General features: G+C 71.1%; 18 protein-coding genes. 11 read left to right on the forward strand and 7 right to left on the reverse strand.

Features of this window, described 5'->3' with window-relative positions; all coding sequences use genetic code 11:
* Positions 1–2: 2 nt before the first annotated feature.
* Together ACQ0O7_RS02690 and ACQ0O7_RS02695 are read left to right on the forward strand one after the other, a co-directional pair.
* Positions 3–1,277, forward strand: coding sequence for a sensor histidine kinase (locus ACQ0O7_RS02690; protein ID WP_430780116.1), 1,275 nt, complete (start codon positions 3–5; stop codon positions 1,275–1,277).
* Positions 1,274–1,900 carry a response regulator gene (locus ACQ0O7_RS02695; RefSeq protein ID WP_430780117.1) on the forward strand — a complete coding sequence of 209 codons (627 nt, stop codon included), beginning with the start codon at positions 1,274–1,276 and terminating at the stop codon, positions 1,898–1,900. Before ACQ0O7_RS02690 ends, ACQ0O7_RS02695 begins: the two co-directional genes overlap by 4 nt.
* Positions 1,901–3,582: 1,682 nt before the next feature.
* On the opposite strand, the gene ACQ0O7_RS02700 is transcribed toward ACQ0O7_RS02695, so the two are convergent.
* Positions 3,583–4,074 (reverse strand): HXXEE domain-containing protein, encoded by a 492-nt coding sequence (locus ACQ0O7_RS02700; RefSeq protein ID WP_430780118.1) that lies wholly within the window; start codon positions 4,072–4,074, stop codon positions 3,583–3,585.
* A 95-nt stretch (positions 4,075–4,169) separates the two neighbouring features.
* Here ACQ0O7_RS02700 and ACQ0O7_RS02705 point away from each other — a divergent pair, with 95 nt between their 5' ends.
* From ACQ0O7_RS02705 to ACQ0O7_RS02725, 5 genes are all read left to right on the forward strand, one after another.
* The gene (locus ACQ0O7_RS02705) at positions 4,170–4,673 is read left to right on the forward strand and encodes a hypothetical protein (protein ID WP_430780119.1); all 504 of its coding nucleotides are present in this window, start codon (positions 4,170–4,172) and stop codon (positions 4,671–4,673) included.
* A gap of 29 nt (positions 4,674–4,702) precedes the next feature.
* Positions 4,703–5,506: a helix-turn-helix domain-containing protein gene (locus tag ACQ0O7_RS02710; RefSeq protein WP_430780120.1), complete on the forward strand. Its 804-nt coding sequence runs from the start codon at positions 4,703–4,705 to the stop codon at positions 5,504–5,506.
* An 80-nt stretch (positions 5,507–5,586) separates the two neighbouring features.
* Positions 5,587–6,567, forward strand: coding sequence for a hypothetical protein (locus ACQ0O7_RS02715; RefSeq protein ID WP_430780121.1), 981 nt, complete (start codon positions 5,587–5,589; stop codon positions 6,565–6,567).
* A gap of 51 nt (positions 6,568–6,618) precedes the next feature.
* On the forward strand, positions 6,619–7,029 hold the full coding sequence (locus tag ACQ0O7_RS02720) for a VOC family protein (RefSeq protein WP_430780122.1): 411 nt from the start codon (positions 6,619–6,621) through the stop codon (positions 7,027–7,029).
* A gap of 239 nt (positions 7,030–7,268) precedes the next feature.
* On the forward strand, positions 7,269–7,910 hold the full coding sequence (locus tag ACQ0O7_RS02725; RefSeq protein ID WP_430780123.1) for a hypothetical protein: 642 nt from the start codon (positions 7,269–7,271) through the stop codon (positions 7,908–7,910).
* Between the two features lie 187 nt (positions 7,911–8,097).
* Here the strand turns inward: ACQ0O7_RS02725 and ACQ0O7_RS02730 are convergent, their stop codons facing one another.
* Positions 8,098–9,153, reverse strand: a complete 1,056-nt coding sequence (locus ACQ0O7_RS02730; RefSeq protein ID WP_430780124.1) for a methyltransferase domain-containing protein — start codon at positions 9,151–9,153, stop codon at positions 8,098–8,100.
* Positions 9,154–9,250: 97 nt separating this feature from the next.
* On the opposite strand from ACQ0O7_RS02730, the gene ACQ0O7_RS02735 reads away from it, so the two are divergent.
* Both ACQ0O7_RS02735 and ACQ0O7_RS02740 read left to right on the forward strand, forming a co-directional pair.
* A complete protein-coding gene (locus ACQ0O7_RS02735; RefSeq protein ID WP_430780125.1) occupies positions 9,251–11,800 on the forward strand; it encodes an ATP-binding protein in 2,550 nt (849 codons plus the stop codon).
* Between the two features lies 1 nt (position 11,801).
* Positions 11,802–12,473 (forward strand): MBL fold metallo-hydrolase, encoded by a 672-nt coding sequence (locus ACQ0O7_RS02740; RefSeq protein WP_430780126.1) that lies wholly within the window; start codon positions 11,802–11,804, stop codon positions 12,471–12,473.
* Between the two features lie 7 nt (positions 12,474–12,480).
* Here ACQ0O7_RS02740 and ACQ0O7_RS02745 read toward each other — a convergent pair whose 3' ends face one another.
* Complete coding sequence (locus ACQ0O7_RS02745; protein ID WP_430780127.1) at positions 12,481–13,635, reverse strand: LCP family protein; 1,155 nt, start codon at positions 13,633–13,635, stop codon at positions 12,481–12,483.
* Between the two features lie 159 nt (positions 13,636–13,794).
* Here ACQ0O7_RS02745 and ACQ0O7_RS02750 point away from each other — a divergent pair, with 159 nt between their 5' ends.
* Positions 13,795–14,418 carry a hypothetical protein gene (locus tag ACQ0O7_RS02750; protein ID WP_430780128.1) on the forward strand — a complete coding sequence of 208 codons (624 nt, stop codon included), beginning with the start codon at positions 13,795–13,797 and terminating at the stop codon, positions 14,416–14,418.
* A gap of 117 nt (positions 14,419–14,535) precedes the next feature.
* Here the strand turns inward: ACQ0O7_RS02750 and ACQ0O7_RS02755 are convergent, their stop codons facing one another.
* The 4 genes from ACQ0O7_RS02755 to ACQ0O7_RS02770 all read right to left on the reverse strand — a co-directional run bounded on the left by ACQ0O7_RS02755 (position 14,536) and on the right by ACQ0O7_RS02770 (position 19,538).
* A complete protein-coding gene (locus ACQ0O7_RS02755) occupies positions 14,536–15,186 on the reverse strand; it encodes a hypothetical protein (protein WP_430780129.1) in 651 nt (216 codons plus the stop codon).
* Positions 15,186–17,579 carry a hypothetical protein gene (locus tag ACQ0O7_RS02760; protein ID WP_430780130.1) on the reverse strand — a complete coding sequence of 798 codons (2,394 nt, stop codon included), beginning with the start codon at positions 17,577–17,579 and terminating at the stop codon, positions 15,186–15,188. Before ACQ0O7_RS02760 ends, ACQ0O7_RS02755 begins: the two co-directional genes overlap by 1 nt.
* Before the next feature lie 177 nt (positions 17,580–17,756).
* Positions 17,757–19,394 (reverse strand): RecQ family ATP-dependent DNA helicase, encoded by a 1,638-nt coding sequence (locus tag ACQ0O7_RS02765; protein WP_430780131.1) that lies wholly within the window; start codon positions 19,392–19,394, stop codon positions 17,757–17,759.
* A gap of 18 nt (positions 19,395–19,412) precedes the next feature.
* A complete protein-coding gene (locus ACQ0O7_RS02770) occupies positions 19,413–19,538 on the reverse strand; it encodes a hypothetical protein (protein ID WP_430780132.1) in 126 nt (41 codons plus the stop codon).
* Between the two features lie 126 nt (positions 19,539–19,664).
* Here ACQ0O7_RS02770 and ACQ0O7_RS02775 point away from each other — a divergent pair, with 126 nt between their 5' ends.
* Complete coding sequence (locus tag ACQ0O7_RS02775) at positions 19,665–21,233, forward strand: glycoside hydrolase family 3 protein (protein WP_430780133.1); 1,569 nt, start codon at positions 19,665–19,667, stop codon at positions 21,231–21,233.
* Positions 21,234–21,263 lie beyond the last annotated feature (30 nt).

Below are 21,263 nucleotides of genomic sequence, written 5' to 3' on the forward strand. Positions count from 1 at the left end.
CGATGCGTTTCGCCAAGGCGCTGGAGGGGCCGGTCGAGGACGAGGACCGGGACCTCTGGCGTGTCTGGCTGTCCTACGGCACGCTGGCCAGCGCCCTGCTGGTGGTCCTGGTGGCGTGGGGTGTCGACGACCTCTACCACGCCAGCCTTCCGGTGGTGCTGGGCCTGGTCGCGGCGACGGCCGGCTGGCTGTGGTTCTGGGTCGACATGCATCCGCAGTGGCAGCACCGCCGGGGTCTGATGTCGGTGTTCCTGACCGGGCTGATCCTGCTCGGTGTGCTGCTGGTGCTGGCCAGCCCGCTGTTCGGCATCTTCACCTGGTGCGGGTACATCTTCCTCGGCTACGCCCTGCCCGGGATCTGGCAGCTGGCCGGGGTGCTGCCGGTCGCCGCGGTGAACGCGCTGTCCCAGATCGGCGGCTGGCGCACGTTCGCCGGTGGTGACGACGGCCCGATCATCTACCTGGCCGTGCTGCTCTGCAATCTGCTGATCGCCGGCATCATGACGGTGGTGACGGTGCGCACCGACCGCGAGTCCGACACCCGGGTCCGCCGCATCGACCAGCTCGCCGAAGCCAACGCGAAACTCGCCGCCGCCCTCCAGGAGAACGCCGGACTGCACGCCCAGCTGCTGGTCCAGGCGCACGAGGCCGGAGTCCTGAACGAGCGGCAGCGGATGGCCGGCGAGATCCACGACGTACTGGCGCAGGGTCTGACCGGCATCGTCACCCAGCTGGAGGCGGCCGAATCACATCCGGCCGACCGGGACCGGCATCTGGCCACCGCGAAACGCCTGGCCCGGGAGAGCCTGACCGAGGCCCGCCGGTCGGTGCAGGCGCTGCGGCCGGAAGCCCTCGAGGCGGCCCGCCTGCCGGAGGTCGTCGGCGAGGTGGTCCGGGCCTGGTCCACCATGCACGAGGTGCGCGCCGACCTGACCACCACCGGAATGGCCCGGCCACTGCTTCCGGAGATCGAGACCACCCTGCTGCGGATCGTCCAGGAGACGCTGGCCAACGTCGCCAAGCATGCCGGCGCCGGTAGGGTCGGGCTCACTCTGTCGTACATGGAGGACGTGGTCACCCTGGACGTCCGCGACGACGGCGCCGGATTCGACCCGGCCCGCCCGCGCGCCGTCACCGAACAGGGCGGCTTCGGCCTCGACGGCATGCGGGAACGACTCGCCCGCATCGCCGGCACGCTGGAGGTGGAATCGGAACCGGGCCACGGCACCGCGATCTCCGCGTGCGTGCCGGCCATCACCATCGGGGGAGCGGCGTGATCAAGATCGTGATCGTGGACGACCATCCGGTAGTCCGGGACGGCCTGCGCGGCATGTTCACCGGCGACGACCGGTTCACCGTTCTCGCCGAGGCCGGCGACGGCCGGGAGGCACTGACCGTCACCGAGGCGCTGTCACCCGACGTGATCCTGATGGACCTGCGGATGCCCGTGATGGACGGCGTCACCACCATCCGCGAACTCAAGACCCGCGGCTCCACCGCCCGCATCCTGGTCCTGACCACATACGACACCGACAGCGACGTACTCCCCGCGATCAAGGCCGGCGCCACCGGCTACCTCTTGAAGGACACCCCCCGCGAAGACCTGTTCCGAGCCGTGATCTCCGCCCACCGTGGCGAATCAGTCCTGTCACCCACCGTGGCCGGCCGCCTGATGGGCCAGCTCCGCTCACCCGCGAAGGAACCCCTCAGCCATCGCGAGATCGAAGTCCTGACCCTGATCGCCCGGGGCTGCACCAACCGCGAAACCGCCACCCGCCTGTTCATCAGCGAGGCCACGGTGAAGACCCACCTGCTGCACGCCTACGCGAAGTTGGGCGTCCGAGACCGCGCGTCAGCGGTGGCCACAGCCATCGAACAGGGTCTGATCAGAAGAGATTAACCCTTTTCGGTACGTTCCAGACCGCCCTCACCAACCCGGGACGCCCCGCATCGTCCCCGCGACGAGGGCCCGGCCCACGCCCGCCGACGCGCCCGCCGGGCAGCCGCTTCCGGTCACCGGCTACCCCCGGCCCTTCCTTCCGCGTGCACCTCCCCCGGCAGTTCGTGGTCACCACGCCGGCGATGCGGGTTCTCCTCCCGACAGCCGGCTCGCAGCGGTCAATGCCGCGCGCAGATATCCGCCCCGCCTCGCCCGGCGTAGATATCCGCCTCAGCCTCGCCTGGCGTAGATATCCGTCCAGGCCTCGCCGGGCGTAGATATTCTCCCCGGCCTCGCAGATCGTGGAGTATTCGCCATCGTATCGAGCCTTCTTCCGGGTTCCGTGCCGCATTCCGGTCAATTCCCCGCCGGAGAAACCGCTCAGCTGAGATCTTGGTGAATTCACCACCGTTTCGGGTCATTTTTGTCGGCTATCGGCTCGCAGGTGGTCAATTCTCCGCGCGAGTGTCCGCTTCCTGCACCCACCCCGGCCGATCTTGGACGATTTACCACCGGAAACGGTGGTAAATCCACCAAGATCTCAGCTGAGCGAGTCGCCCATGCGAGGTATTGTCCGTGAGTGATCAGCCTGGCTGAGAAATGGCTCTTTCCGGTGGCCTAGACTTCCGCCATTTCGGGGATGGGGCTCTGCAGGTCAGGACCACATCTGAAGTGAATCTTGCATATTGCCTGTTCAAGGTCGCTCCTCAAGCTTTCTCCGGCGCGATCGTCAAAAGGCGGCGCGGTCGCCAAAAGGCGGTGTGACCTGGGCCGAGGTCCAGAGCCGTGCAGGACGGCACCTCCGCAGAATGGCGAAACCCGAGGTGGCAAATCTTCCAAGATCTGTGGTGAAAGGGCCTTCGCGGGCGCACGGCCAAGTCGGCATGGAGAACGATTAATCCGGTGGCGCGCAGACCGGGGTGCGGTCCGGTCAGCATTTGCACGAGGAGTCGACCGCAAGTCGGCGGGTGTCGAAAGGGGTCGAATTCCGCTGGAAGATTGACCAAGATCTGCCGGGCTGTGGCTGAACGCACGCGAGGGCAAACTTCCTCGCGACCGTGAACGCCGTGAAGCTCAGCCGCGAGTGGGTCGACGGCCAGCAGGTAGAACGTTCTTTCTGCCTGAAGTGGGAGAAAGAACGTTCCTTCTGTCTGAGGAGTGAGGTGGAGAACGTTCTTTCTGTCGGAGGGGGGTGGGAGGGGGAACGTTCCTTCTGTCTGAAAGGTGAGAGGAAGAACGTTCCTTCTGTCTGAGGAGTGAGGTGGAGAACGTTCTTTCTGTCGGAGGGGGGTGGGAGGGAGAACGTTCCTTCTGCCTGAAGGTGAGAGGGGTAGAACGTTCTTTCTGTCTGAGTAGTGAGAGGTAGAACGTTCTTTCTGCGGGTGCGGGGGGCGGAACGTTCTTTCTGCTATCGGGGCAGGCCGGGGCGGGTGGTGCGGCGATGCTCGCGCGGGCCTCTCCACCGTCACCGATCACCGGTTGCTCTCGGGGATGGGGCCTCGGGTGGGATGGGGGGCTGTAGCCGGTGACCGGGAATGGTCAGCCCGGCGGGCGCGCTGGGGCCGTGACCCCGGGACCTCCTCGCGGGGACGACGCGGGGCGTCCTGGATTGGCGAGGGCGGTCTGGAACGTACCGCGAAGGGTCAGGGAATCAGGAACCTCGCCGCGCTCTGGGCGGCGACCGTCAGGACCACGGCGACCGTCGCCACCAGGGTGATCCGGCGGGGTGGGACCGGTGGGCGGCCCAGGACGCGGCGGGCCACCAGCGTGTACGGGATGACCAGCAGGAACACCGTGGCCAGGCCGGGTATGTAGTCGCGGACGATCAACGCCTGGGCGATGTGGACGGCGCCGTGCCAGCCGAACACCAGGACCGCTGCCTGGAAGAACTCCGAATCCCCGCCGGTGCGGACGCCCTGGATGGTGGCGATCAGGACCGCTACCCCCACCAGTGCGGCGGCCAGCGCGAACTGTGGGGTGCTCGAACCGATGGCGTCGACCAGGCGGGGCGGGCAGCCTTCGGCGAGCAGGCGGGGGGAGGTCCGCGCCGACCACCGGGAGGCGGTCAGCACCTCTTCGGTGTCGTGCACGGCCCACGCTGTGAACAGTCCGATGCAGACCAGCCGGCGGGACATGACTCCGATCATCACAGGTGGCAACAGCGACCGGAAAGGGTAAGAAGTATTGCTGTCGGCCATCGAACAGGCCGCCGAACGGGAGGGACAACCCTGTGACGGATCGACCGCTCTACGCCGAACTGGGCTTCACCGACGCCGAGTGGGGGCTGCTGACCGGCCTGCCGCAGTCGGTGCTGACCGCGGCGAGTGCCGCCAGCCCGGACAGTGCCCGCAAGACCCGGGCCGAGAGTGCCGCCGGGCTGGACCGGATCTCCGACGCGCGGGCGTCGGCGAGCACGCTGGTGGCGGCGATCGCCACGGCCGCGGTCGCCGAGTCGGGTGATCCGGAGATCGGTGAGGAGCCGCCGGTGATCCAGCCGGGTGATCCGGTGGCGTACGCGGCGGATGTGGTGTCCCGGGCGGCGGAGGCGGCGGCGCTGCTGGCGGCGAAGGCGGCCCCGGCGGACGCGGAGACCTACAAGCACTGGCTGGTGGAGATCGCCGACGAGGTGGTGGGTGCGGCGTCCACCGGCGGGGTGCTGGGCATCGGCGGCGAGACCGTCACCGAGAGCGAGCGCAGTTTCCGGGACGAGCTGGCGAAGACACTGGCCGACTGACGCGCCGCCGCCGGGGCAGACTTGCGGGTATGGACGAGTACGCGCAGGCCCGGCCCGGTCCCGCACTGCGGCCGTACGTCGCCTTCTACTCCGGCTACCGGCAGCATGGCCTGGCCCCGGCGGTGCACCGGGGCCTGCCGTCGCCCTACCTGACCCTGGTTCTCACCCTGGACGAGCCGCTGGTGATCGCCGCGCACCCGGATCCGCGGCAGGCGCCGGGCCGGTTCGGCGCGCTGCTCGGCGGGCTGCATCTGGCGCCGGCGCTGATCACCCACGACGGCAGCCAGTCCGGGGTGCAGATCGCGGTGCGGCCGCTGGGCTGCCGGGCGCTGCTCGGGCTGCCCGCGGCCGAGCTGGCGCACCGGGACGTGGACGCCGCCGCCGTGCTGGGTGAACGCTTCGTGGCCGAGGTCCGGGAGCGGCTGGCGGCGGCGCCGGACTGGCCGGCCCGGTTCGGGGTGCTGGACCGGGAGTTCGGCCGGCGGTTGCGCCCGGTGTCCGCGCCGGACCGGGTGGTGCGGGCGTTCCGGCTGCTCAGTGGTGGGCTGCCGGTCGGTGCGGTGGCCGGTGAGGTGGGCTGGAGCGGGCGGCGGCTGACCGACCGGTTCCGGGCCGAGGTCGGCCTGCGCCCGAAGGAGGCGGCCCGGGTGGCACGGTTCGACCGGGCCCGGCGGGCGATCCGGCCCGGGGTGGCGCTCGCCGCGGTGGCCGCCGATCACGGGTACGCCGACCAGTCCCACCTGGTCCGCGACTTCCAGACGTTCGCCGGGTGCGCGCCGTCGAGGTGGCTGGCCGACGAGCACGGGTTCGTCAGCGCACTTCCGGTGGAATGACGCCGGAACGACCCGGGCGTACCTGCCGTTTTCCGACACCGATATGGTGCCGGGCGCATCGCCGGTGGCACCCTGCTGCCATGGACAACGGTGGATTCTCGATTCCGCGGCCCCGGGACGGCGCCGAGCCCGTGCGCGGTCCCTGGCACGCGGTCGACTTCGACACCCTGCCACCGGCCGACATCCTGATCGAGATCGACCGGGTGGTGCCGACGTTGCGGGAGATCGATCCGCCGGCCGGGACCGGGCCGGACTTCGCCGCCGGATTCCTGGAGACCCTCGACTGGGCCGCCCTCACCCACCCGGACAGCTCCCCGTGGGCGCGGCAGCCGGACCTGCGGCGGATCGGCCGCCAGCTGCACCGGATCGACGGCATCCTGGCCCGGCTGCCGCTGCCCCCGGACCGGCTGGTCGGCGAACTCACCGACATCGGCGCCTGCCTGGACGAGATCACCCGCGCCTGCCGGGGCCTCGGCGTCCGGGTGGAGCGGCGCGACGACACCGACGAGTGGATCACCGAGCTGGACCGGGCGATCACCGAACTGGAACACCGCGACCGGTCCGGCTCCGCCCTGCCCCCACCACATCTGACCCTGCGTGACGTCCGGTCGGTGATGTTCATCGCCGGGGACACCACGCACGTCATCCATCACTGTGCCGTCGACCGGCCGGTGATCGAGGTGGCCACCCTGGTCGGCTACGAGGAGGCCGGTGGCACCGAGATCTGGTTCCACGGGCTGGAACCGCCGCCCGGCGCCGGCACCCGGATCCTGCGCTCACACGGCGTGTCGGTGAGCGCCCGGGGCCGGCACGGCGACGTCTTCGAACACCGGGTCGGCGCCTGCCCGCTCAGCCTCGGCGCCCTGGTCGCCCGGCCGCCGGTGCGGCGTGCGGTGCGCGCCTGCCACGGCGGCGATCCGGTGGCCGCCACCTCGCTGCACACCGCGGTCCGGCAGGCCGTCGCCGCGGTGGACGTGAGCGTGCTGGTCCCGCCGCCGAGCCCGCCCGACCCCGGAACCCGGGTCCGGTTGGCGGTCCGGCACGGCGCCGGCCTGGCCTGAGGCTTCGCTTTTGTCCAAGCCGGGCCGCCGGAAGACGGCCACGATGAGGACATGACCGACAACGTTCAGGCACCGGCGCCACAGGTGTGGCCCTCACTGTGGGCGAACGACGCGCCCGCGCTCATCCGCTTCCTGGTCGAGGCGTTCGGCTTCGAGGAGGTGGTGACCTACCGGGACGGCGACGTCGTCCAGCACTGCCAGCTCGACTGGCCACCCGGCGGCGGCATCATGCTCGGCTCGGCCCGCGACGATCCCGGCAACCCGTGGCGGCTCACACCGGGCACGTTCGGCGCCTACGTGGTGTCCGACGACATCGACGCGCTGCACGCCCGGGCCGCGAAGGCGGGCGCCGAGATCCTCCGCGAGCCGTCCGGCACCGACTACGGCTCCCGCGATTTCATGGCCCGCGATCCGGAGGGCAACCTGTGGTCGTTCGGCACATACCGAGGAGAAAAACGATGATTTAGTACGTTCCAGGACGCCCCGCCGAATCCAGCCCGCCCAGCATCGTCCACGCGCGGAGGGCCCGGGGTCACGGCCGCCAGCGCGGCCGCCGGGCTGACCGCCTCTGGTCACCGGCTACCAGTTGGGCCGTGCACCGTGCCGCCAGATCCCCACCCGGCCGACGATATGTCACATCGACCGGGTGAGGTGACATGCCATACTCGGCGGCCTATACGGCCTGCGGAAGGATGGGAGCGGTGAAAGGGATTCCCCAGCAGAGGCAGAGCCGGGGACGGCGACGGCGCCGGATCACTCTCCTCGACATCGGTCTCGACGAGGCCTTCAATACGTCGATGACCTTCGTCCAGTCGGTGCTCCAGAACATCAACGCGGATTTCGAGTCACCGGTCGCGGAGATCGATTTCATTCGGTCGCGGCATCCCGAGACGGTCTTCACGTCCTTCACCGCGCCCTGCAACGTCCTGCACGTGATGGCACACGGCGACAGCAGCGGGACGCCCACCTTCTCCAGCACCGACGAACGGACGGTCGTCTCGATCGAGGAGTTGGCCCGCCGTGCCGTGGACTCCGGGCGGGGAATCTCCTCCGGCGCGGTGATCTCGGACGGCTGTCGTACCGGGACCGGGGCGTGGACCCGTGCCATTCTCGACTGCCTCCAGGGCGATATCACCTACATCGGCACCACCGCGAACGTCGGCTGGCACGAGAGCACCACATTCAGCTCGGCGTTCTATAGTTCGCTGTTCCGGGATCAGGGGTATGGACGGTCGCCCGCAGAACAGGCCCGGGACGCGGCGGTGCGAGCGATCGAGGCCTACATCAAGCTCACTGACCGTTCCTGCCCCTACAAGGTGATGGAACTGACACCACACCGCTGAGTCGACCGCTCCACAGTGGCCACCGCTCATCACCCGGCGGTCGCCCCGTCGGCCAGGCGCCGGGCCGGCCTCGCGGGGACGAAGCAGGGCGTCCCGGATTCGGTGGGGCGTCCTGGAACGTATCGGAAAAGTGTTTCCGCCTGGACCCGTCGCCTGCCGTGAGTGACGGGCAGGCGACGGTGAGCGGTCAGGGTTTCGCCTCGTAGACGATGTTGAACGGGGTTTCGGCGACCCGGCGGAAGCGGGTGAAGCCGGCGTCGTGGGCCAGGCGGGCGATCGGTTCCTCGCCGGCCTGGGCGCCCAGTGAGTAGCCGCCCTCCTGGGACAGGGCGCTCGGCACGCACAGGAACGCGGAGAACGAGTAGTAGACGCGGCCCACCGGGTTCAGGTTGTCGGCCACCGAGGCGCCGGCCACCGGTTCGACGATCATCCAGGTGCCGTCGGGGGTGAGCCGGGACAGCACGTGCCGGGCCGCGCCCAGCGGGTCGCCCATGTCGTGCAGTGCGTCGAACATGGTGACCAGGTCGTACGGGCCGCCGCTGAACGACTGGGCGCCGGCCGCCTCGAAGGTGACCCGCCCGTCCAGGCCGGCGTCGGACGACCTCTTGCGGGCCTGGTCGACCGAGCCGGCATGGTGGTCGGAGCCGGTGAAGACCGATCGCGGGTACGCCCGCGCCATCAGCACCGTGGACGCCCCGTGACCGCAGCCGACGTCAGCGACCCGGGCGCCGGCCCGCAGCCGCTCCTCGACCCGGTCCAGGGCGGGCAGCCACTCGCCGATCAGGTGCGCGCTGTAGCCGGGCCGGAAGAACCGCTCGCACCCGGTGAACACGTCGTCGTCGTGCCGGTCCCAGCCCAGGCCCTCGCCGGTACGGAACGCGGTGGTGATCCGTGGCTCGGCCTTCAGGGCGCCGAGCGCGAGCTGGAACGCCCCGGGCGCGAAGATCGGGCCGTCCGGGTCGGTGAGCGCGAACGCCTGCTCCGGGGTGAGCCGGTAGCGGCCACTCGCCGGGTCGTACTCGACGTAGCCACCGGCCGCCTGCCCGCGCAGCCACTCCTCCACGTACCGGGCCGAGGTCCGGGTCCGGTCGGCCAGTTCGGACGGCAGCGCGGGGCTCTCCGCGAGTGCCTGGTAGAGGCCCAGCCGGTCGCCGATGACGATCCCGCCGGCGGCCATCGTGGCGCCCAGATCGCCGACGAACCGGTGCACGAATTCCATCAGTTTCGCTTCGTTGACTGTCATGCCTCTCTTTCTACGAGCGCCCCGGACCGGGGGAATCCGTGTCGGCTACCTAGCTCGGCGGACCGCGACACCTAGACCGGTACCTAAAATCCGCTGCATGGGCCGGATCCTGCTGGAGCGGGAGCACGAGCTGAGCGAGCTGGGCGCGGTGGCCCGGCGGGCACTGGACGGCCACGGCTCGGTGGTGCTGGTCACCGGCGAGGCCGGGATCGGCAAGTCGAGCCTGGTCGACGCGATTCGCTCGGTGCTGCCCGCGGAGGGCCGGCTGCTCGTCGGCTACTGCGACGACCTGGCCACCCCGCGGGTGCTGGGCCCGCTGCGGGACCTGGTCGGCAAGGTGGGCGCCGGGCTGACCGAGGCACTGGCCTCCTCGGACCGGGGCCGGGTGTTCGAGGCGTTCCGGGCCGAACTGGACTGGCCCGGCCACCCGACCGTGCTGGTGATGGAGGATCTGCACTGGGCCGACGAGGCCACCCTGGACGTGCTGCGGTTCCTGGTCCGGCGGATCGCCGGGCTGCCGGTGGTGATGGTCGGCACCTACCGGGACGACGAGATCGGCGCCGACCATCCGCTGCGCGGCCTGCTCGGGCTGGCGGCGAGCACCCCGATGCGCCGGCTGCCGCTGGCCCGGCTCTCCGCGGACGCGGTGCGCAGCCTGGTCGGCGGCCGGGCCCTGGACTCCGGCGAGGTCTTCGCGGTCACCTCCGGCAATCCGTTCTTCGTCACCGAGGTGCTCGGCACCGGCGACACCGACGGCGTCCCGGCGACGGTCACCGAGGCGGTGTACGCCCGCCTCCAGTCCCTGGACCAGCGGTGCCGGGACGCGCTCGGGCACCTGGCGGTGGTCCCGTCGGCGGCCGAGTCGTGGCTGGTCGAGGCGGTGGTGCCGGGCGGCCTGGAGGCGATCGCGCCGGCCGAGCAGCGGGGCATGCTGACCGTCACCCCGGCCCGGGTGTCGTTCCGGCACGAGCTGATGCGCCGGGCGGTGGCCGGGTCGCTGCCGGTGGCCCGGCGGATCGCCGCGAACCGGGCGGTGCTGGCCGCGCTGCTGGAACACGGTGGCGCCGACCTGTCCCGGATCGTGCACCACGCGGCCGAGGCCGGCGACGGCGCCCGGATCGTCCGGTACGCCCCGGCCGCCGCGGCCGAGGCGGTGGCCGCCGGATCGCACCGGGAGGCGGCCGCCCACTACCGGCTGGCGCTGGAGCACCGGGAGGCGTTCCCGCCGGGGGAGCGGGCCGGGCTGCTGGAGGCGTACGCCGAGGAGAGCTACACGCTGGGCCTGTCCGAACCGGCCCTGGTCGCCCAGCGGGAGGCGGTGGCGCTGCGCCGGGGACTGCCCGACCGGGTCGCGCTCGGGCTGGCGCTGCGCCGGCTGTCCCGGGTGCACTGGTACTGGGGTGACCGCCCGGCCGCCGAGACCAGCGCGGTCGAGGCGGTGGACGTGCTGACGGACGCCGGTGACGACGCCGCGCTGGCGTTCGGGCTGAGCAACCAGTCGCAGTTGCACGCGCTGGGCGGGCAGATCGACGCGGCGGTCACCTCCGGGGAGCGGGCGATCGCCCTGGCCCGGGTGACCGGCCCGCCCGGGGTGCTGTCGCACGCGCTGAACAACGTCGGGTACGCGCTGTGGGACCGGGACGATCCGCGCGGCCGGGAACTGCTGGAGGAGAGTCTCGCCGTCGCGGTCCGGGCCGGGGAGGCCGATCACGCGTGCCGGGCGTACACCAATCTGGCCTGGCACCTGATCGACGAGCTCAGCTTCCGGGAGGCCGGCGAGCTGCTGGACGAGGGGATGGCGTACGCCGAGCGCACCGAGATCCTGGGGTTCCTGCGCTACCTGCACATCACCCGGTCGGTGGTGTGCCTGCAGCTCAGCGAATGGGACGCGGCGCAACGGCACGCGGGCTGGGTGGACGGCGCGCCGATGATGATGCGCCCGACCGCGCTGACCGTGCTCGGGCTGGTCCGGGTGCGCCGCGGGCAGCCCGGCGGGGATCTGCTGGAGCAGGCGTGGACCACCGCCCGGCGGATCGGGGAGGCCCAGCGGGTCGGCCCGGCCGGTGCGGCGCTGGCCGAGGCGGCCTGGCTGCGCGGTGACCGGGCGGCGGCGGACCGGCTGACCCCGGTGTTCCGGGCGATGCTGGCGGCCGAGGGCGGGCGGCGGCTGGGCGGGTTCGGCTACTGGCTGCGCCGGCTGGGTGCGGACGTGCCGGTGTTCCACCCGTACACCGATGGCGCGGCCGGGCGCTGGGCGGCGGCCGGCAACCGCTACGACCACGCGATCGCCCTGGGCGAGAGCGACGTGCCGGCCGATCTGATCACCGCCGTCCGGGCCCTGGACGCGCTGGACGCGGTGCCCGCCGCCGGCCGGCTCCGGGCCCGTCTGCGGGAGCTGGGGGTCAGCCGGGTGCCGCGTGGGCCGCAGCCGGCCACCCGCGGCAACCCGGCCGGGCTGACCGGCCGTCAAGTGCAGGTGTTGCGCCTGCTCGCCGAGGATCTGAGCAACGCCGAGATCGCCGCCCGGCTGGTGCTGTCGGTCCGGACCGTGGACGCGCACGTCGCCGCGATCCTGGCCAAACTGGCTGTCACGTCCCGGCGGGCGGCCGTGGCCCGGGCCCGGGAGCACGGCCTGACAGAATCATGACGTGCGAGAGGTGGTCGACGGAGTCTTCGAGCTCCGCCTGGGATACGTCAACGTCCACGCGGTCGTCACCGACGACGGGGTGGTCCTGGTCGACACCGGTCTGCCCGGGCGGTCGCCGCTCATCGAGCGCGGCCTGGTCAAGATCGGCCGGTCGCTGGGCGAGGTGACCGCGATCCTGGTCACCCATCGCCACCCGGATCACATCGGCAGCCTCGCCGAGCTGCGCAAACGCACCGGCGCCCGGGTGATCGCGCATGCCGCCGAGGCGCCGTGGATCACCGGGCACGTGCCGCCGGCCGAGCCGGTGGGCCGGCTGGCGAAACTGATGTCCCGGGCGATCGGCACCGTCGTGCCGACGAAGATCGACCAGTTGATCACCGCGGACGGCTCCGAGCCGCTGCCCGGTTTCACCGCCCTGCACACGCCCGGCCACACCCGCGGGCACGTGTCGTTCCTGCTGGACCGGGCGGGCGGGGTGCTGTTCGCCGGGGACGCGGCCGGCAGCCGCCGGGGCCGGGTGTCCGGCCCGCCGCACCCGGTGACCGCGGATCCGGCCCGGGCCGGCGAGAGCCTGGCCCGGCTGGCCGACCTGGAGTTCGAGCACGCCGTCTTCGGTCACGGCCGGGCGGTCTCCGGCATGGCGGTCGAGGCGTTCCGCAAAGCGGTGGCCTGACGTGTCGTCACGATGACTGCGTGTTGACGTATGTCGGGTGATCCAGGAGGAACGGGGCGACCCGGTCCTCGGCGACCGCCTTGAAGAAGTCGTCGACGCCGGGCTCGAAGCGCTCGCCCAGATAGCCGGGCTCGAAGATGCCGCCACCCGGCAGCTTGACCGTCACCATGTCGTCGACGTTGATGTCCTTCAGTTCGAGCGCCCAGTCCACGATGGTGTGGCTGCCGCCGGCGAAGGTCAGCGAGCCGCCGGCCGCGTCCATCACGGCGAGCAGTTTCTGCGGGTCGGTGACCACGTCCCGGCTCATCGCCTGCTTGGCGATCGCCTTGATGAACTGCTGCTGGTGGCGCTGCCGGTCGTAGTCGCTCATCGGGATGCCGGCGTTCGGGTAGCGCTGGCGGACGTAGTCCAGCGCCTCCCACGCCTTCAGCTTCACCGGCTTGTCGCTCTGCTTGTAGAACTTCGCGTCCCCGGTGTACGGGTGTTCGCACCGGTGGTGCCCCTGACAGGCCGGCTTGCGGTCGCGAGTGCTGCCGTCCGGCTTGAGATGCTCGGACTTGACGTCCATGTCGATCACCATCTCGACGCCGCCCATCGCCTCGACGATCTTCTTGAAGCCGCCGAAGTTGACGATCGCGCCGGCGTCGAACTTCTTGATCCCGGTCAGGTTGCCGACCGTCTTGGCCAGCAGCTGGAAGCCCTGGGCCTCGCTGAACTTGTTGCCGCCGAGCCGGCTGCCGTACGACATCGCGGAGTTGATCTTGTTGCGGTCGGCGCCGGTGCCGGACTTCTCGAACGCCGGGATGTCCACCCGCAGGTCACGGGGGATGGAGAAGATGTAGGCGCTGTGCCGGTCCCGCGGGATGTGCGCGATCAGGATCGAGTCGGCGAGCGGGGCGGTCTGCTCGTCGCGCGGGTCGATGCCGACCAGCAGGATGTTGACCGGCCCGTTGATGTCGCTCTTCACCTCGGCCGCCTCGGCCGGCTTCTCCTGCAACTCGATCGGATCGAGCAGGCTGTTGTCCACGACCTGCCCGGTGTACTTGGCGACGAGCTGCTGTCCGGCCACCAGGGAGCCGCCGGAGAGCACCAGCACACCGGCGCCGAGGCCCACGCAGATCCGCGCCCACAACGGCGATCGTCGTTTCCCGGTCTTGTCCACCGTTCCCCGCCTCCCCCGATCCCTGCAACGTGCGCATGATGGCACATCCGCACAAGCGTGTGGGAGCGTTCCCTCCCCTGTGGATTCCCTGGTGACGCGGAGGTCAACCGCGTGTGACACTGCGGTTATCACCTTCGATGCTCAGGTACGGGGGAGGTCATGGCCGCACGGGCGATCGGGGCGGCCCTGGCCACCTATCTCGTCACCACCACGCTGGTGGTGACGGCCGGCCTGCTGACCGGCTCCTGGCGGTCGGCCCTGCCCTGGGCGCTGATCGTGGCGCTGGTCGTGGTCTCGGTGCTGCCCTTCCGGACCGCCGGCCGCGCGGTGGTGGCTACGGTGATCGTTCTGGCGGTCAGTGTGCCGGTGGCCCGGTTCGCCTTCGGATACGTCACCGGCCGCGAATCCGGCGTGGACCGGCTGGCCGGGGCCTGGTCCGGCAGTGCCGGCGCGCTCACCCTGACCGTGGACCGGGTGGAGGTGACCGCACACTTCACCCGAGTGGACATGACCGCCCGTAACACCGGCGGTGACGTGCTGCGACTTCCGGTGTACGCCAACTGCCGGCTCATCGCGGGCCGGTCCGAGCGGGCCGCCGACACGCTCGCCAGCCGGTGGCCGGCCGAGGTGCCGCCCGGTGGCGCGGTCTCCGGTGTGCTGGTGTTCCGGACCCCGTTACCCGGTGGGGTGGCCACGGCCACGGTGAGTTTCGCGACCGTCCTCGGGTCGCCCGCCATCACCGGCCCGGTGGCCGTCCGGGAGTTTCCGTTGCGCCCGGCGTGACAGGGCGCCCGCGGGATGCCCGTCATGACTCGGACGTTCCCACTGGCCGAGGCGCCGGCGATCGGCTGCCTGGCGACAGAGCACGCCCGCGCCTGGTAGGTCATCGTCCCCTGAGGGTCAGGGCGTGTGCCGGGCCCAGTCGCTGCACTGCGCTCCATACTCGGGGGCCCGGTCGGCGTCGGGATTCCAGCGCTGATCGGCGAGCCAGCGGCGCTCACCATCGCCGGTCGTGACGTTCTCCATGACGACCGACTCCAGGTTCGCCCGGTCCTTTCGAGGATCCGTCTTGTCCCAGCTGCTCTGGAACCACCAGCCGATGTCGGTGCAGAACGTCACTCTCGCCTGATCCGGGCCGAGCTTCTCGACACCCATGAACCTGACCCAGATCGGGCCGATGTACGGGTCCCCGGCTCCCGAACCGCCCAACCCGGCCAGAACCTGCTGGTAGTACCGCTCGGTGAACAGGAACCGCGACGTCGCCATCACCGGAGTCCAGTCGACGGCGTTCGACCCCCAGTACACGTGGGCGAGAGCCCGCCGGGCACCGAGCACCTCATCGGTGTCCGCCCCTTCCGGCAACTCCCAGAAGATCTTCAACCCGCTCGTGCCGTCCAGCGGCACCCGCTGGTAGGCCTCCTCGAAGGTCATCGACGGCGGCGCGCTGAGGCCGGGCGAGGCAGAGCCCGGCGGATCTCCGCCGTCATCGGTGCATCCGGCCACCACCAAGCCGGTCAGGACGGCGACGATCGCCGCGATACGCAGTCTCATCAAGATCCGCCGCCCTTCGGCACGTCCGGGGTCAGGGTGGAGCGTGCCCACTCGTAGCCGAGGTGATAACCGTTGCCCGCCACGGTGGCCGCGGCCCCCACCGTGCCCAAGCCAATCGTGCCTTTGTAAACCTGCCACTCCTGGTCCTCGTCGCCGGTCCAGGTCTCCATCGGCTTCAGCTCGCCGTTCTGGTCCAGCAGGATGGACGGCAGCCGTTCGAGTCCGCCGCTCTCGTAGAGGGCGGCCTCGGCGAGGAGGACCGCGGTGGTACGGCCGGCGCCGAGCACCTCGCCGACCTGGTAACGGGCCGGGCCGCTGCTGTCCGCCTTCTCCCACTCCTCCAGGCCTTCCAGAGCATGACCGACATATCCGTTGATCACGTCACTGGCGCCGGGAACCCGGGCGGTCGCCGCGCCCACCGCCCCCTCGATCAGCGGGCTGATCACCTTGTACCGGGTCTCGATGCCGGTGTTGGTCTTCTCGTCCTGCTGCGCGCTGGTGTCGATGTCCGCCTCTACGGCGCCCACGTCGAGCGCGCCCATCACACTGCCGTAGTTCTGCGAGACGACCGCCAGCGCGTTCAGGTTGGCATCGAGGTCGGCGTCCGGGTTCTGCCGTCCGGACAGGACGTAGTCGTAGGCGGCGGCGCCGTACCCGGCCTCGGCCCGGGCGACGATGCCGTGCGAGGTCTCGTCCTTGCCGAGGTCGGCCAGGAACCGCACCAGCTGCTGGCGGTCGACGTCGATGGACTCCGGCGTGCCGTAGTCGGCGTCGGCGATGTTGCCGTTCACGTCGGCGATATAGGCCGACATGATCCGGGCCATCGAGTCGCGCGTCTCCGGCCTGATCACATCGGTCTTGATGAACTCGTTGGACTCCTGCTGCTGTGCGGCCGTGACCTTCTCGTCGACGGAGCTCTCGTAGACGATCGCCTCGACCAGGTGCCGTGCGGCCGGGCCGGGATGGTCGACGGTGGCGCGTTCCAGAGCGGTGCCGAAGTCGTCGATGCCGCTCTTGCGGTACTCGTCGCCGTTGCGCATCTCCTCGGCGGCCCAGCCGGGCCCGCCGGGGAGGTCGGCCGGCCAGTCCCGGTCGGTGAGCAGGTAGTCGAGCCGGGGCAGCCGGCCGCCGTCCGGCGCCCGTGGGTCGGTGGAGGATTCGCTGACGCCGGTGAACAGGTCGCGGGCGCCTTCGCCGTTGCGTGACAGCCCGTCCATCAGGGCGCTCACCGGGTCGTAGCCCGCGGCCGGGGAGGTCCAGTCCAGCCGGATGTTCTCGCCACGCCCCTCGTTCCACAGCGCACTGCCCTGGCCCTGTGACATCTCGAAGTCGATGATGTCCCCGCCGACGGTGGCCACGAAGCCGGGGTCCAGGCCGCCGTTGTGCAGCAGCGGGCTGAGTAACTGGTAGCCGTAGACGCCCTCGACGTAGCGCATCGGGCTGGTGGGGTCGCCGATGTCCATCCGGCTGCGCCCGGCCGCCATCAGGTCGGCGACCCACTGACCGGGCAGCTCGTACCGGCCCGGCAGGTAGGTCTCACCGCGCAGCCCGGTCGTGGTGCCGCTCGCCGTGGTCGCCGTGCCCAGCATCGACCCGAGCCCGTTCTGGAGATCCCGCACCAGGCCCGCGGTGGCGCGGTCGGTGTCCTCGCCGGGCTGGTCGATCTGGTAGGTGGCCAGTGTGCCGCTGAGTTCCAGTAGACCCTTCGGCCCGAGCGCGGTGAGGATGCCGAAGGCGAAAGCCTGATCCCGGCCGTACGCACGGATCAGGTCCCGCAGCTCGCCGAGCTCGGCCGGGGTCGGCTGGTATGCCGGATCCATGATCTTGCGGGCCAGTTCGGTGGCTCGGGCGATCGCACCGGGCGGACTCGTCCCGAACCCGGCCGGCCCCGCCGGTGTGTTGTCGTTGAGGATCCCGGCCGTCGTGTCGTCCTGTGCCCGCGCGTACTCCACGACCGACCGCAGATCGTTGAGCAGCATTCCGGTCTCCCGGCCGGTCCGGTCCAGATTCCCGCCCTGGTACGCCGAGGCTGGCGCGGTGACGGCGACGGCCGCCGTGTCCACCTGGTAGCCGGCCTGCTGAGCGGCCACGACGATGCTCTCGGCCTGTTGCCGCAGCGAGCCCATCGCATACGCGTGCTGTTCCATCGCCTCCCGGATCCGCCGGGCCGGCCCGTAGGAGTTGCCCACCTCGGTGGTCACGGAGGTGGTCTCCTGGAACGCGGCGGCCGAACCGGTTCCGCTGGGCCAGGCGAAGGAGAAGTCGCGGGTGCCCGCGATCATCCGGTCGGAGGCGGCGTCGAGGCCCTGTTCGAGTTGCCGCCACCGGTCCGCGGCCGCGTGCCACGGCGCGGCGTCGAACGACAGCAGGAGTCGCAGTGTCAGCTCACTCATCGGATCGCCGGCGATCCGCCGCGCCGCGCCTCGTGGGCGCGGGTGGCATCCGAGCCCGCCACCCGCGGGGCCACCACGCCGGCTCCCCGTTGCCCCGATCGCATCGATGCCCTCCCCGATGTGCGCACGATTCGTGCCTTCACCCGGTACGTACACCGGCATCGGTGTTTCGGTTCGCTACGCCGGTTCGAGGAGCTTCTGTTTGACGACGACCGGGACCGACAGGGTCTTGTAGCCGACGCTGTCGAAGAGGACCGTCATCCGGTCCTCCTCGTAGTTCATCACCATGCCGGTGCCCCATTCGCCGTGCCGGACCTGGCTGTGCACCGGGAACGGGCCCTCCGGCTCGGCGGCGGCGATCTCGTGTGCGGTGCCGTCGGCGCAGTTGTCGCAGTGGCCGCACGGCTTCTTCAGGTCCTCGCCGAAGTACGCCAGCAGCGTCTCGGTGCGGCACTGCCGGGACTGGGCGAACCCGCGCATCATGTCGGTTCGGGAGCGGACCACGGTCTGCTGGCGCTCGTATTCCTCGATGGCCATGGTGGCGGCCTCGGTGGGCAGCGGCGCGCGGGCCGGGACGGTCAGTTTGTGGCCGGTGCCGGCGGTGACCGCGCCGACCTGTTCCAGCAGGTTCAGGTACTGCCCGAGTTTGCGCGGGCCGAGCCCGGTGGCCTTCTGCAGCGCGGTCTTGGTGGCCGGGCCTTTGTGCAGTTCACCGGCCAGTTCGCGGAGTTCGTCCTCGGCGGGGGAGCCGCCCTGGAAGAAGCGCTGGATGGCCTCGTCCTCGGAGCGCCACAGCAGCAGGGCGCGGGCGGGTTCGCCGTCGCGGCCGGCCCGGCCGATCTCCTGGAAGTAGCTGTCCGGGGAGTCGGGCAGGGCGACGTGCGCCACCCAGCGGATGTTGGGTTTGTCGATGCCCATGCCGAACGCCGAGGTCGCCACCATGATGTCGACTTTGTCGTCACTGAAGGCGGAGTGTCGTTGTTCGCGTAGGCCGGCGGCCATTCCGCCGTGGTAGTACTCGGCCGGGTAGCCGGCGGTGGTGAGCCGTTCGGCCAGTTCTTCGGCGGCGCGGCGGGTGGCGACGTAGATGATGCCGGGCCGTTGTTCCTCGTCGAGCATCCCGGTCAGTTTGCGCCACCGGTAGTTGTCGTCGGGGCAGTACGCGACCTCGAGGAAGAGGTTGCGCCGGTCCAGCCCGGACACGTGGATCTCGGGTTTGTGCAGGCGCAGCCGGGCGATGATGTCCTCGCGGACCGGCGGTGACGCGGTGGCGGTGAGGGCGAGGATCGGCGGCCGGCCGATCTGTTTGATCATGTCGCCGAGGGCCAGGTAGTCGGGCCGGAAGTCGTGTCCCCAGGCGGAGATGCAGTGTGCCTCGTCGACCGCGACCAGCCCGGGTTTGAGGGCTCGCACTTCGGCCAGACGGTCCGGGTCGGTGAGTTGTTCGGGGGTGATGAACAGGAATTCGGCCTCGCCCCGCTGGAGCGCCTCGAATGCCTCCCGCTTCTGGTTCGCCGTCTCCTGGGAGCTGACCCGGACCGCGCGGATCTTGGCGTCGCCGCGGTCGTTGAGGGCGGCGATCTGGTCCTGTTGCAGGGCCAGCAGTGGGGAGATCACCACGGTGGGGCCGGGGAGCAGCACCGCCGGGATCTGGTAGATGGCCGATTTGCCGGCGCCGGTGGGCAGCACGACGAGGGCGTCCTTGCGGCGCAGCACGGCACGCATCGGCTTGAACTGGCCGGGGCGCAGTTTGCGCCAGCCGAACTGGTTGCGGGCGACCCGGCGCAGGCGGGGGCCGTAGATGGGGAGTTTCATCGAGCGGAGCTTGTACCCCTATTTGCCTCCGAACATGCGACGGATCGCCCAGATCAGGAAGAGGACGGCCAATGCCACGCCGAGCAGGCGGACGGCATGCACCTCGGACCAATCGACGCCGGTCGCGGCGAGGGGAGTGAGCACGTGCACATCTTAGTGACCCCGGTGTCACAGCTAATAGAAAGGTTTGTTGACTAATCTGGGTGCCTGGTGTGAACTTGACCCCCGCAGGAGACGTGTGGGACGAACGCATCGGAGGTACGGGGGCTCATGTCCATTCACGGCGAATTGCCGGAACTGGCGGCTGCGGTGCTCCAACCGGGTTTCGTCGGCACCACCGCCCCGGACTGGGTCCGCCGGTGGCTCGGTGCCGGGCTCGGCGGGGTCGCCCTGTTCGCCCGCAACGTGGAGTCGCCCGCCCAGGTGGCGGCACTCACCGCGCGGCTGCGTTCGGAGAACCCGGATGTGATCGTTGCCATCGACGAGGAGGCCGGTGACGTCACCCGGTTCGAGTCGCGGCTCGGCAGCTCCCGTCCCGGCAACCTGGCGCTGGGCACCATCGACGATCCGGCCCTGACCGAGGCGGTGGCCCGTGATCTGGGCCGTGAGCTGGCGGTCGCCGGCATCACCCTGGACTACGCCCCGGACGCCGACGTCAACAACAACCCCGACAACCCCGTGATCGGCGTACGGGCCTTCGGGGCCGAGCCTCGTCTGGTCGCCCGGCACACCTCGGCCTTCATCCGCGGTCTTCAGGACGCCGGGGTGGCCGGCTGTGCCAAGCACTTCCCGGGGCACGGCGACACGGCCGTCGACTCGCACCACGACGTGCCGGTGATCGCCCGGACCGTGGACGAGCTGATCGAGTGCGAGCTGGTCCCGTTCCGGGCGGCGATCGCGGCCGGCGCCCGGTCGGTGATGACCGGGCATCTGCTCGTCCCGGCGTACGACCCGGATCTGCCGGCCACGCTGAGCCCGCGCATCCTGACCGGCCTGCTCCGCGAGGAGCTCGGCTTCGACGGCATGATCGTCACCGACGGCATCGAGATGCAGGGAGTGCGCCGCCGTTACGGGCTGGCGGGCGCCACCGTCCGGGCGCTGGCCGCCGGCGTCGACGCGATCTGCGTGGGCGGCGACCACGCCGACGAGCAGACCGCCGTCCTCCTGCGGGACGCCATCGTGGCCGCGGTGCGCTCCGGCGAACTGCCCGAGGAGCGGCTGCGGGACGCGGTGGACCGGGTGCGCCGGCTGGCCGCCTGGACCACCGAACGGCAGACCGCCACCGGTGCCCGCGCCGTCGCGGACGCCGCGGCCGGTGACGGCGTCGCGGTCCTCGGCTCGGCGATCGGCTTCGAGGCGGCCCGCCGCGCGGTCAAGGTGACCACCGCGGCGGACGGGCCGGCCCTGCCGGTCCGCGGAGTGCCGCACGTGGTCGAGTTCGCGCCGCCGCGCAACATCGCGATCGGCAGCGAGACGCCGTGGGGTGTCGGCGGCCCGCTCGCCGAGCTGCTGCCCGGCACCACAGCGGTCCGGTTCTCCGCCGGCGACCTGGAGCCGCTCGCCGACCCGGCCGCCGCGGTGCTGGCCGGCGCGGGGGACCGGCCGCTGGTCCTGGTGGTCCGGGACGTGCACCGGCACCCGTGGATCGAGCGGGCGCTGCGCGCGGTGCTGAACGTCCGGCCGGACGTGATCGTGGTCGAGATGGGCATCCCGGTCACGGTGGCCGGTGGGGTGCACATCGCCACCCACGGCGCCACCCGCGCGCTGGGCCGGGCCGCCGCCGAGCTGATCGCCGGCGCCACCGTCCCGGAGCCGGCCCCGCAGCCGGTCGCCGCCTGACCGTCACCGCCTGACCGTCGTGNCACGTCT

This window comes from Actinoplanes sp. G11-F43 (assembly GCF_050589265.1).
Taxonomy (GTDB): Bacteria; Actinomycetota; Actinomycetes; order Mycobacteriales; family Micromonosporaceae; genus Actinoplanes.